This window comes from Spiroplasma endosymbiont of Cleonymus obscurus, assembly GCF_964273375.1.
In the GTDB taxonomy this organism is placed as follows: Bacteria; Bacillota_I; Bacilli_A; order Mycoplasmatales; family VBWQ01; genus Spiroplasma_E.
This window is the reverse complement of the sequence record NZ_CAXWWA010000002.1, coordinates 264,697-277,746: the sequence shown is the minus strand read 5'-3', so window position 1 is coordinate 277,746 and position 13,050 is coordinate 264,697. Positions and strand designations below refer to the sequence as shown.

The 13,050-nt window shown below is 23.3% G+C and carries 12 protein-coding genes and 1 other RNA gene; 4 read left to right on the top strand and 9 right to left on the bottom strand.

Annotated features, from left to right (window positions below; all coding sequences use genetic code 4):
- The 9 genes from ACI2WJ_RS02095 to dnaA form a co-directional block, all read right to left on the bottom strand.
- On the bottom strand, nt 1-201 hold the full coding sequence (locus tag ACI2WJ_RS02095) for a deaminase (protein WP_400254689.1): 201 nt from the start codon (nt 199-201) through the stop codon (nt 1-3).
- A gap of 61 nt (nt 202-262) precedes the next feature.
- Nucleotides 263-436: a deaminase gene (locus ACI2WJ_RS02090; protein ID WP_400254688.1), complete on the bottom strand. Its 174-nt coding sequence runs from the start codon at nt 434-436 to the stop codon at nt 263-265.
- Between the two features lie 43 nt (nt 437-479).
- Nucleotides 480-574, bottom strand: an RNA gene (ffs, locus tag ACI2WJ_RS02085) — signal recognition particle sRNA small type.
- A 71-nt stretch (nt 575-645) separates the two neighbouring features.
- Nucleotides 646-1,911: a serine--tRNA ligase gene (gene serS, locus ACI2WJ_RS02080; RefSeq protein WP_400254687.1), complete on the bottom strand. Its 1,266-nt coding sequence runs from the start codon at nt 1,909-1,911 to the stop codon at nt 646-648.
- A 16-nt stretch (nt 1,912-1,927) separates the two neighbouring features.
- Nucleotides 1,928-4,417: a DNA gyrase subunit A gene (gene gyrA, locus ACI2WJ_RS02075; RefSeq protein ID WP_400254686.1), complete on the bottom strand. Its 2,490-nt coding sequence runs from the start codon at nt 4,415-4,417 to the stop codon at nt 1,928-1,930.
- Between the two features lie 31 nt (nt 4,418-4,448).
- A complete protein-coding gene (gene gyrB, locus ACI2WJ_RS02070; RefSeq protein WP_400255229.1) occupies nt 4,449-6,371 on the bottom strand; it encodes a DNA topoisomerase (ATP-hydrolyzing) subunit B in 1,923 nt (640 codons plus the stop codon).
- 239 nt (nt 6,372-6,610) lie between these two features.
- Nucleotides 6,611-7,642, bottom strand: a complete 1,032-nt coding sequence (locus tag ACI2WJ_RS02065; protein WP_338958460.1) for an SGNH/GDSL hydrolase family protein — start codon at nt 7,640-7,642, stop codon at nt 6,611-6,613.
- 57 nt (nt 7,643-7,699) lie between these two features.
- Nucleotides 7,700-8,887: a DNA polymerase III subunit beta gene (gene dnaN / locus ACI2WJ_RS02060; RefSeq protein ID WP_400254685.1), complete on the bottom strand. Its 1,188-nt coding sequence runs from the start codon at nt 8,885-8,887 to the stop codon at nt 7,700-7,702.
- A 181-nt stretch (nt 8,888-9,068) separates the two neighbouring features.
- Nucleotides 9,069-10,448, bottom strand: coding sequence for a chromosomal replication initiator protein DnaA (gene dnaA, locus ACI2WJ_RS02055; RefSeq protein WP_252319048.1), 1,380 nt, complete (start codon nt 10,446-10,448; stop codon nt 9,069-9,071).
- A 245-nt stretch (nt 10,449-10,693) separates the two neighbouring features.
- Here dnaA and rpmH point away from each other — a divergent pair, with 245 nt between their 5' ends.
- Genes rpmH through ACI2WJ_RS02035 form a run of 4 tightly spaced genes read left to right on the top strand, consistent with a single transcriptional unit; the run spans nt 10,694 to nt 13,000 of the window.
- Nucleotides 10,694-10,828, top strand: coding sequence for a 50S ribosomal protein L34 (rpmH, locus tag ACI2WJ_RS02050; RefSeq protein WP_174481423.1), 135 nt, complete (start codon nt 10,694-10,696; stop codon nt 10,826-10,828).
- Nucleotides 10,829-10,857: 29 nt separating this feature from the next.
- On the top strand, nt 10,858-11,187 hold the full coding sequence (gene rnpA / locus ACI2WJ_RS02045) for a ribonuclease P protein component (RefSeq protein ID WP_174481422.1): 330 nt from the start codon (nt 10,858-10,860) through the stop codon (nt 11,185-11,187).
- Between the two features lie 13 nt (nt 11,188-11,200).
- The gene (gene yidC, locus ACI2WJ_RS02040) at nt 11,201-12,391 is read left to right on the top strand and encodes a membrane protein insertase YidC (RefSeq protein ID WP_400254684.1); all 1,191 of its coding nucleotides are present in this window, start codon (nt 11,201-11,203) and stop codon (nt 12,389-12,391) included.
- Between the two features lie 15 nt (nt 12,392-12,406).
- Entirely contained in the window at nt 12,407-13,000 is a 594-nt protein-coding gene (locus ACI2WJ_RS02035) for a protein jag (protein ID WP_400254683.1), read from the top strand.
- Nucleotides 13,001-13,050: the final 50 nt, after the last annotated feature.

Sequence of the window (13,050 nt, the reverse complement as noted above, 5' to 3'; positions counted from 1 at the left end):
TTATAAATTACGAATTTCTCCAAAAAAACTTTGTAACATTTCTTTACTATCTAAGTTTAAAGAATAAGTATATTCACTACGATGATTAAATCTTTTATCTAATGTTAAATTATAGAGTGATTCAACGCATCCAAACTTACTATCTTTTAAAGCAAAAACAATATGTTTTATTCTTGTTTGTAACAAAGCCCCTACACACATTAAACATGGTTCTAATGTTGTATAAATAGTACAATTTAATAAACGTCAATTATTATTTTTTTTACATGCTTTTTTTTATTGCAATAATTTCCACATGTTGAGTTGGATCTTTGTCTTTTTCCTTTTTGTTAAATCCTCTACCAATAATATTATCATTTTCATCAACAATAATTGCACCAATTGGAACATCACCATTAATAGCAGCTTTTTTAGCAAGCTTTAAGGCAATTTCCATATAATTTTGTTTTTTTCATTTAAAGAAACCTCTTTTTTATTTTTCAAAATAAAACCACCACACACAATCCTAATCCTTATGGCTGCTACCTTTCGGTCCTGACCCGGTTCGAATGTAATTGTTGCAGTGGCATTATTAATTATAACAATTTTTTTATAAAAAAAATACATTTTTTTTAATTTATAATGTTTCACGTGAAACATTATAAATTAAATAGTTTTTAAATTATTCATATAAGGTTGTAAAACAATAGGTATATTTACAACATTATCTTCTTCAACATAAAAATTTTCTAAAATTGCTGCAACAACTCGATCAATAGCTAATCCCGATCCATTTAGTGTATGTGGAACTACTTTCTTATTATCTTGACTAACTCTAGTTTCCATTCTTCTTGCTTGAAAATCTTCACAATTACTACATGAAGAAACCTCACGATAACACATTTGAGAAGGTAATCATAATTCTAAATCATAAGTTTTAGCAGCACTAAAACCAATATCACCACTACATAAATTAATAACTCTATAAGGAATATCTAATTTTTGTAAAATTAATTCAGCATTTTTAGTTAACTCTTCAAGGGCATCATAAGATTTTTCAGGATCAACAATTTGAACTAATTCTACTTTATTAAATTGATGTAATCTAATTATTCCTCTTGTATCTCTACCAGCAGAACCCACTTCTGAACGAAAACATGGTGTATAAGCACACATTTTTATTGGTAATTCAGAAAAATTAATAATTTCATTACGATAAATATTTGTTAAAGGAACTTCTGCTGTTGGAATTAAATACTGTTCATTATTTAATTGAAATAAATCATCTTTAAATTTAGGAAGTTGCCCTGTACCAAATAAGTTTTCTTTATTAATAATTAATGGTGGTAAAAATTCAGAATAACCATTTTTTAAATGAGAATCAATCATAAAATTCATTAATGCTCTAACTAATAAAGCACCTTTATTTTTATACATAATAAATCTAGTACCACTTAATTTAGTTGCTTTTGAAAAATCAATTATATTTAACTTTTCAGCAATTTCTCAGTGTGGTTTACTATTTTTTTTAATAATTTTCCCTCATTTTCTAACTTCTTGATTATTAGTTTCATCGTTTCCTTGTGGAACTGAAAAATGTGGTATATTAGGAATTACTAACTGTAATTCATATATTTTATCTTCTAAATCTACAATTTTTAAATTTTTTTTTATAATTTTTTCTTTTAAAATAATCATATCATCTTTAATTTTTTTTATTTGATCATTTTTTTTATTTTTTAATAATTCACCAATTTGTTTAGATTGCTTATTTCTTGTTTCTTCTAATTTTTGATTTTTTGTTTTTAAAGTTCTTATTTCTAAATCTAAATTAAAAATTTTATTTATTTCGTTTTTATAACTTTGGCCCCTTGTTTCTATTTTATTAATAGTTTTTTCCAAATTATTACGTATTTTTTCTATATCAATCATTTTAGCACCTCTTAAATTAATCAATAAAAATAGTTTTTTCTTTAGTGATTGGGATTGTTACAATTGAAGAAATTGCATCATCTTCTGTTTTAAATCTAATTAATTTAACACCTATAGTATTTCTGCTTGTAGTTCTTATATCTTCTAAAGAAAATCTAATAACTGTACCTTTTAAAGTCATAATTAATAAATCATTACTATTATTAGTGTTATTTATTGAATTTATACCAATTAATTTTCCTGTTTTTTGAGCTAATTTCATTGAAATTACACCCTTACCACCACGATTTGCTAAACGATATTCTTCAAATCGTGATATTTTTCCATAACCTTTGTCACTAATAGAGACAACTAAATCACCATCTTGATTAGAGCACATTCCAATTACATGAGTACCTTTTGTATCTATTCCTTTTACTCCGCTGGCTATTCTTGACATTACTCTAACTTGATTTTCATTGATTCTAACTGCTCGTCCATTAGCCACAGCAATAATTATTTCATTATTACCTGTAGTTTTCAGAACATCTACTAATTGATCATTTGAACGCAATTTAATAGCTATCTTACCATTTTGGTAAATAGATTTAAATTGATCTAAAGTTGAACGTTTAATAATTCCTTTTTTAGTAACAAAAAATAAATTAGCATTTATATCATAATCTTCTGATATAACAATTATTGTTTTAATAGTCTCATTTTTTTCTGTTGCTATTAAATTAACAATTGGTGTTCCTTTAGCTGTTCTTGAGTAATTTGGTACCTTATGAGCACGAATTCGATAAACTTTTCCTTTATTACTAAATATTAACAAATCAGAATGGGTTGAAGTAATTAAAACTTTATCAATATCATCAGTATTAATATCAGTGCCACCAGCACCTTTAACACCAACACCACCACGATGTTGAGTTCTATATGTATCTAAAGGTAAACGTTTAATATAACCACTTTTTGAAAGCGTTATAACCACCTGTTCTTCTTTAATTAAAGCTTCATCAATAATTTCACCTTCATAATTTTCAATAATTTCAGTTCTTCTATCATCACCATAATTTTCTTTAATTGTTGTTAACTGAGAAATCATTAATTCTATTTGCTTAGAAGGTTCATTAATTAAAGTTCTTAATCGAATAATTTCTTCATTAATAAATGATAATTCATTATTTAATTTTTCTTGTTCTAAATCTGTTAAACGTTGCAGTTTCATTTCTAAAATAGCTTTAGCTTGTTTTTCAGAAAATTCAAATTTATTCTGTAAATTAGTTAATGCTTCTTCTGTTTTCTTTGATTCCTTAATTATTTTAATAATTTCATCAATATTTTGTAATGCTTTAACAAGACCAAAAATAATATGATATTGATGTTCATATTTTTTTAATTCAAAATTAGACTTATTAAGAATAATTTCAATTTGATGTTCAATATAAATTTCAATCATTTCTTTTAAATTCATTACTTTAGGTTGTTTATTATGTAATGCTAATAAATTTATTGTGAATGTTGTTTGTAATGAAGTAAATTTATATAGTTGATTTAAAATAAGTTCAGCATAATCAATATTTTTAATTTCTAATACTAATCTTATTCCTTCACGATTAGATTCATCTCGCAAATCAGTTATATAATTTACTTTTTTTTCTTGAACTGCTTTAACTATATTATTTATTAAATTAGTTTTATTAGTTTGATAAGGTATTTCTTCAACAATAATTGCAGGTTTACCATTTGATAATTTTTCAACTTTAGTTTTACTACGAACTGTTATTGTTGATCTTCCGTTTAAATAAGCATTTTTAAATGAATTTACGCCTAAAATCATTGCACCTGTAGGAAAATCAGGTCCTTTAACAATATCTAATATTTCCATAATATCACAATCAGGATTGTGAGCTACAAAAATAATTGCATCAACTATTTCTCTTAAGTTATGTGGTGGAATACTTGTTGCCATTCCAACAGCAATACCTGTTGTTCCATTAACTAATAAATTAGGAAAATAAGCTGGTAAAACACTAGGCTCTTTTTCAGCACCATCATAATTTTCAACAAAAGTAACTGTATTTTTATTTAAATCTTTAACCAACTCTCCTGCCATTTTACTCATTCTAACTTCAGTATATCTCATAGCAGCAGCACTATCACCATCAATTGAACCAAAATTACCTTGGCCATCAGCTAAAGGATAACGATAATTAAATTCTTGTGCCATTCTTACCATTGTTTCATAAACTGCAATATCACCATGAGGATGAAATTTTCCAATACATTCTCCAACAATACGTGCTGCTTTTTTATAAGGTTTATCATATGTCATACCTAAAATTGCTAAAGAATATAAAATTCGACGATGTACTGGTTTCAATCCATCTCTTGCATCTGGTAAAGCTCTTGAAACAATAACTGACATTGAATATTCTAAAAAACTAGTTCTCATTTCATCAGATATATTACGAACATATTTATTAGAAATAAATGTTTCATTTTTTTTAGTTATTTCGCTCATATATAAACTCCTAATTTTATTTTATTAACTTTTAAGCATCAATGTTTTTTACATATTTAGCATTTTCTTGAATAAATTCTTTTCGTGGAAATACATCTTTCCCCATCAATATTGAAAAAGTTTCATCTGCTTCTGAAGCATCATCAATACTTACTTGTAATAAAATTCTATGTTGTGGATCCATAGTTGTTTCTCATAGTTGTGTGGCATTCATTTCTCCTAAACCTTTATAACGTTGAATGTTAAAATTAGTTCCATTAAAATTATCTTTAATTTCTTGCAATTCTTGATCATTATATGCATATTTAACAAATTTACCACTATAAAATTTATATAAAGGAGGCTGAGCTATATATATATAACCAGCATCAATTAAGGGACGCATGTAACGATAAAAAAATGTTAATAATAATGTTTTAATATGTGAACCGTCAACATCAGCATCAGTCATAATAATAATTTTATGATAACGTAATTTAGTAATATTAAATTCTTTACCAACACCACAGCCAAAGGAAATAATAAGATTATTTATTTCTTCATCAGAAAAAACTTTTAAAAGTCGTGCTTTTTCAACATTAATTATTTTCCCTCTTAATGGTAAAATTGCTTGAATTTCTCTACTTCTTCCCAACTTTGCAGTTCCACCAGCTGACTCACCTTCGACAAGAAAAACTTCTGTTTTAGTTGGATCTTTAGAAGAACAATCTGCTAATTTACCAGGTAAATTAGAAAATTGTAAAGGATTTTTTCTCGAAGTCATAATATTCTCACGTGCTTTTTTAGATGCTAAACGTGCACTTACTGATAAAATAACTTTGTTAATAATAATTTTTGCTTCAGCAGGGTTTTCCAATAAAAATTTATTAATTATTTTTCCAGTTACATTAGAAACAATTTTTCTAACTTCAGAATTACCAAGTTTTGTTTTAGTTTGCCCTTCATATTGTGGATTAGGATGTTGAACTGAAATAATTGCTAAAATTCCTTCTTTAACATCATCACCAGTAAATGTTTCATCATTATTTTTTAAAAGATTATTTTTTTTCGCATAAGAATTCAATTCTCTTGTTAATGCTAAACGAAAACCATCTTCATGTGTTCCACCTTCAGGTGTATTAATATTATTACAAAATGAAAATATTTGAGATTCTTCACTTTCATTATATTGAAAAGCTATTTCTGAGTTTATACCATTTATTTCAAACTCTCCATAAATAATTTCATGTTTTAAAGGTTCAAATTTATTATTTAAAAAGGCAACATATTCTTTAATGCCCCCTTCATAACAAAAAGTTTCTTCTTTATTTTCACGTTCATCAATAACTTGAATAGTTAAACCTTTATTTAAAAAAGCAAGTTGTCTTAACCTTGTTTTAATTATTATAAAACTAAAATTTACAGTTTCAGTAAAAATACTTTCATCAGGTTTAAATAAAACAGTTGTTCCTTTTTTATCACTTTGTCCAATAACTGCCAATGGTAATTCTGGTTTACCACCTTCAATATATTTTTGAAAAAAAATATTACCATCACGGTAAATAGTAACTTCCAAATACTTACTTAAAGCATTTACTACTGAAGCACCAACACCATGCAAACCACCTGATACTTTATAAGAACCATTATCAAATTTTCCACCAGCATGTAATGTAGTAAAAACCGTTTCTACTGTTGAAATATTAGTCTTTGGATGTATATCAGTAGGAATACCTCGACCATTATCTTTTACTAATATTTCATTATTTTTAGTAATAGTTACAGAAATTTTTGTACAAAAACCGGCAATAACTTCATCAACAGCATTATCAACTATTTCTCAAACTAAGTGATGTAATCCTCTTTCTGCAGTGGAACCAATATACATTCCAGGTCGTTTTCTAACTGCTTCTAGTCCTTTTAAAACTTGAATTGAGTTAACATTATAATCATTTGGAGTCCTTGTGCTCACTATTTTCACTCTCTTTCATCATTAAATATTTTCATTAATTTAATAATGAAAATATTTAAAATTTCAAAAATAAATTTAAAAAAAGACTTTTTATTCTTTAAAATAAGCATATTATTTTACATTTTATGTATAAATTATACATTTTTTTTGATTTAAAACAACATAATTTTTTTAAAAGAAAAATTAAAAAATCTTTATTCAAAAATAATAAATTACTTTTTTAAAAATATTTAACAAAAAATCTATTTAAAATTTTCTATTAAATTAATAATACTATTTGCCATTTGTTGATGAAATCACATACCTGGATGAAACTCATCAAAATAAAAATATTTATTTAAATTACTTTCATTAACTCCAGAATTAAAAACTGGTTTATAAGAATATTTTGTTTCTTTAGACATCATTTTACAAATTGTAGCACTAGTTTCAACAATTCCATCTGGAATTTTATTTTTAAAATTATTCATATCAGTTGCTAATTCTCTTGAAAGAAAAAAAGGTGTAATAATATTTTTATAAATTATTTTCATTTCTAATATCATTTTTTTTCATTGTTTTTGATATTCAATACATGTTTTACGTGCTATTTGTATTTTTTGTTGATTATTATGTAATATCTTTTTAATTTTTGGTGTTAATGTTAAGTCAGGAACATCACTAATAATAATTTTATTTGCACCATTTTTAATTAATAATTTTATTGCTTTTTTTTCTTCATTTATTACATTATTAATCTTACTGTTAATAATAATAGGATCTGTTTTATTCATTAAATTACCAATATCATTAGCTCCCATTTCTATTCAAATAACATCTTTTTTTTGTAAAGAATGTTGTAATAACAACATTTGTGTTTGATGAGACAAATCAAAAGTTTTAATAATATCTAAATTATTATCACTGCTATCAGCAACTTCTCCTCCATAAGCATAATTATTACCCAAACTTTGAAATGTTTTACCATTGATGTTAAATAATCACCCAGGTTTAAAATTAATATTTAATTTTTCAGCAATTAATTGTGAAGCTACTTTATTATTACTTCAACAATTATTATAATAAGGTTTATCTAATTGAAAATGTTTAAATTTACTATTACTATTTTCTAAATATTGATTTTGTGCAAATGTTCCTGCACCAGTATCTGATAAACTATCCCCTAAAACATAAAATTGACTAATACTATCTTGCTTATTTTTACAAGCAATTATATTTAAATTAGTAAAAATTAAAATAGTAAACATACTTAACAATTGTAATTTCTTCTTCATTATTTTTTACCTTTTCTTAGCTTATTAATTAAAAATAACTATTTTAGTTATATCATATTATTTTTCTCCAATTGGTAAAACTAGTTGTAATAACCCAGTTTCTTCTTCACTATCAATAATTGTATAATTTTTTGGTCAAGAAATTTTCAAATTTACTTTTTTACATTTATTAAAAGATTTTAAAGCATTAATAATTAATTTTGAATTAAAAACTACTTTTATTTCTTCTTTTAAACTTTTAGATTTCACAATATGAAATTTTTTAAATTGTTCAATTACTTCACCTATACTATCATTATTAGATAAACAATTAATTTTAAAATCATTTTTTTCCACATTGATTCAAAATTGAATCATAGGTGAAGTATCTTTTTTTGCTAAAATTATTGATAATTCAATAATTTTTAAAAATTCTCTAACGTTATTAATTTCAATAATATTTTTTTCTTTTTCTATAATATTTTTAATAATATCATCCGTATTTGGATAAGTACCTTCAATCATTCGTGTTTGAAATAAAAAATTTTCAATTTCAATAATTAAATTATAATCATTTTCAAAATAAAAATTTATATTTGAATTTAAATCACTAGTAATTTTATCAATTTCATTTAATAAATGAACTGGAATATTAAACTCTTTATTACTAAATTCTAATTTTTCTTCAAAAGAAAATCACTTTTTTGCTAAACAATATCCATCAGTTGCTGTAACAAATAACTTTTGATCATTAAATTTAAAATTAATTCCACTTAATGCTGGTTTATTATTGTTTGTATTTGTTGCAAAAGCAATTTGTTCATTTATATTTTGCAACAAACTTTTATTAAAAGATACTTTATTTTTATTATTTTTATTAAAGTTAATTTTTGGAAATTTTTCAATTGTCAACGTACTTAGTTTGAAGATAAAATCATTATTATCATTTTTAAAATTACTAATGATTAAGTTATTAATTTTAAGTTCAAATAAAATTCATTCATCTTCTAATTTACTAAAAATATCATAAATAATTTTAGTATTAATTAATACTGAACCAATATTTAATATTTTTAAATATTTTTCATTATTATTTAGTTCATATTTTAATGATAAATTACCATTAGATGCGGTTAAAATTATTTTTTCTTTTTCAACTTCTAATAAAAAACAAGATAATTCTTCATAATTGTTATTAGAAATTGTTATTTTTATTATTTTTTTTATTATTTTGAATAATATAGAACTTTTGATTTCGATTTTCATAAATATCTCCCATTTTTTAAACATTAATAATTAATTATATATTATATATATTAATTATTATTATTTAATTAATTATTAGTAATATTACAATGTGGATTAATGTGAATAACTAATTTTAACTTATAAAATCAGTAAAAAATCAGGATTTTATATGTTAATAATTTATGATTAAAATAGTGGATTAATTGTGTTTTAAACATTCACGTGATAATCTTTCAATATTTTTTTTAAATTCATAATTAGTTTCAATATTTTTTTTAATTTTGTTATAAGCATTCATTACTGTTGTATGATCTTTACCTCCAAATTCAGAACCAATTTTTGTATATGATTCATTTAAAAGTGTTTTTATTAAATACATTGCTACATGGCGTGCTATTGTTATCGTTTTAACTCTAGAAGTACTAATCAATAATTTGATTGGAATATTATAATATTCAGATACAATTGTTTTAATTTTTTTAATAGTTAGTTTTTCTTTTAATGAAGTATTTGATGTTTTAAAAGCTTTCATAACGTCTTCAAGCACTATTAAATGATTAGGCTTTATATATAAAATGCTGTAAAAAATTAATCTATTTAATGCTCCTTCTAATTTTCTAACATCACTATTAAAATTTAAAGCAATAAAACTTAAAGATTCTTCAGTAAAAATGCTTGGATCATAATTTAAAGACTTAATTTTTTCTTTTAAAATAATTAATGAAGTTTCAAAATCTGGTGAATCAATACCAACACTTAAACCACTTTGAAATCTTGAAACATTTCTTTCTTCAAAACCATATAAATCATCAGGATGTTTATCTGATGTAATAACAATTTGTTTTTGTTTGTTAACAAAACTATTAAATATATGAAAAAATATTTCATTTGTTTTACTACGATTAGCTAAAAATTGAATATCATCAACTAGAAGAACATCGTATTGATTAAATGAATCTTTAAATTTTTCAATATCATTAACATTTTGTTTAATAATTTCTGGTACCATACGACCAAATTCTTCAGAAGATAAGTAAAGTACTTTTTTTTGATTATTATATTTTGTTAGTATTTCATTTTCAATAGCATGAAGTAAATGTGTTTTTCCTAATCCAGAATTACCATAGATAAATAAGGGATTTCAATACCTACCAAGTTCTATGGTAATTGAAAATGCTGCTTGATAAGCATCGTTATTTGATTCACCTTTAACAAAGTTATTAAATTGAAATTGTTTTTTAATTTGTTGCAATTTATTAAATTCAACAAAATCTTTTTCTACATATATTTTTTGTTTCTTTGCTTCATTAAGTTCTAAAAATTCAATTTGAAGATTTTGTTGAATAATTCTTTCCAAAATTTCTTTAACTTTAAATGTTATATTTTTAGTTAAAATTTCTTTTGCAAATAGTGAATCAACAATAATTAAACATTTATTTTCAAAAATATCATAAATATAAGTGTTTTTAATATAGTTATTAAAAATACTTGGATCAATCATTTCATCATATTGAAGAAAATTTCTAACTTTATTTCAAATATTTTGAAAGTTTTCTCGTTTATTATCAGTGTCATTCATTTTAAAAACCTCTTTAATTAATATAATTATTGTGGATAAATTGTGGATTAATGTTGATAACTTTTTTATAATTATAATCTGTATTATACTTTTAAAAAAAATAAAAAAAATAATATTTATTATTTAATATTATAAATGATTTATTTTTTTATTAAAAATAAACAGAATAATTTGTTAAGATATAAATATTATGTTAGAATACTCTTAATGATTTTTTATTAGAATTTTAAAAAAAGGAGAAAAAAATGAAACCGACATATCAACCAAGTAAGAGAAAACATCAAAAAACTCATGGTTTTTTTGCAAGAATGAAATCTGCAACAGGGATTAATGTTATTAAAAGAAGACGTCAAAGAGGACGTAAAAAATTAACAGCATAGTTTAAAAAATAAAATAAGGTGAACAAAATATGGAAAAAAAATACCGCCTTTTGAAAAATCATCATTTTAAATATTTAATTAATGAAGGAAAAAGTATTTCAAATGGTCAATTTTTTATCTATTATATGAATAGAGTAGATTTTGAGACTATACGAGTAGGTGTATCAGTAGGAAAAAAACTAGTTCGTTTTGCTTTTGCACGTAATAAGATTAAACGTCAAGTACGAGGAATGTTAGTAGATATTAAAAAAGATTGACCAGTAGATATAGTAATTATGATTAGAAAAAATTATTTATCTAATACATATGAAGAAAATCTTAGTTCTTTATTACATCTTTTAATGAAAATCCCATTATAGGAGAGTAAAATTAATGCAATATAAAAAGTTTTTATTTCCTAAACAACAGAAAAAAAACGTTTGATTAAAAATAACATGAAAATGAACTAAAATTATTTTAGGGACTTTTTTATTGATGTCAACACTTTGAGGTTGCGGTCAGACTATGAGTGATCCTAATGTTGCAACTAGTGATGTTATTTCAGCTTATGATTTTCAAAAATATAATGTAGCGGCTGTTTTTTTTGAATTACTTATTGGTAACAGTGATGTAGCAAAAAATCACATTTTTCATTTTAATGGTAATAATATTTATGAGTATGGATTTACAGGGATTAGAACATGAAGTGAAGCTTGAACGCAAACTAAATCACCGTTCTTTGGAATGTTTGTTTATCCAATTGCTTGAATCTTAGTTAGTATTTCTGCTGGATTAAGTGGTGGAGTTGATGTAAATTCAAAATATTGATCAGTAAGTGTTATTTTTGCTATTATTTTTACAACCTTAATTATTAAACTTATTACATTAGTATTTACTTTTAAAGCCCAACAAAATCAGGAAAAAATGCAATCAGTGCAAATGAAAACTTCCAAAATTCAAGCCAAATATAAACATTCACGTGATCCAAGTGCAAAACAAAAACAACAAATGGAATTAATGGCTATTTATAAAAAAGAAGGAATAAATCCAATGGCTGCTTTTATTCCAATGTTTTTATCACTTCCTTTCTTAACAGCTATGTTTACTGTTATGAAATCAACTAATTTATTAAAAAATACTGTTGTTGGTGCTATTAGTTTAGTTGAACAACCATGAACTATGGTTACCCATGGCCAATTTATGTATTTAATAATTATTGTTATATATATACCAACACAATTAGTTTCTATGTTATTACCGATGTTTTTAAATCGTTCACGACAGAAGATTAAAACTAAAGAAGCAAAAGCTGCATTAAAAAAACAAGTTATTATTCAAAGCGTTATGATTTTTATGTTTTTATTTTATGTATGTGTTGCTCCTTCAGGATTAGGCATTTATTGAATTATTTCTGGAATATTACAAATATTTCAAACTCTTGGTTTTCATTACTATAATAAACATAAACGTAGCCGTTATAAAAAAAATGGTACAATTAGTACACCATTTTCAAGTAAGATTAAAAAGATATTTACAAAATCTGAAATAGTTGTTCAACCTAAAAAAATAAGTAATTTATTATAATGTGGAGAAAAAAAGATGAAAATTAAATCATTTAAAAAAAATATTGATTTAGAAAAAACTATCAAAAATTTACCCCCCAAGACATTTTATATAAAATTAGGTATAGAAAAACGTTTATTTAAAACCATTACTAAAATTTTTATTTTTAACGAAAATGATGTTAAAAATTATTTGAATGATAAATGACATGATTTATTGGAACTTTTTAATATAAAAAATTATCAAGAAGAAATAATATTAAATGGCAATAAATTTTATATTAATATTAATTGTAAAAATGAAAATTCAATTTTAATTGGCAAAAAAGGTTATACAATTAGTGCTTTACAAAATTTACTTATTACTTATTTAGAAACAAAATTTAAAAGAAACTATCAAATAGTAATAAATGTTAATAATTATTTAAATATTCAAAAACAAAATTTAAAAATTAGAATATATGAAATTATAAAAAAAATAAGAATAAGTAAAGAAATGTTTCATTTTGAATCAATGCCTAATAACCAAAGAAAAATTATACATGAAATAGTTAAAAATATTGAAGGAATATCAAGTTTTTCTGAAGGTATAGGTTATAACCGTCATGTAGTAATTAGATTGGAAAATTAGAGTAATCTAAGATTTAAAATCTTAGATTGTTTAAATGAAAAGAGGAAAAA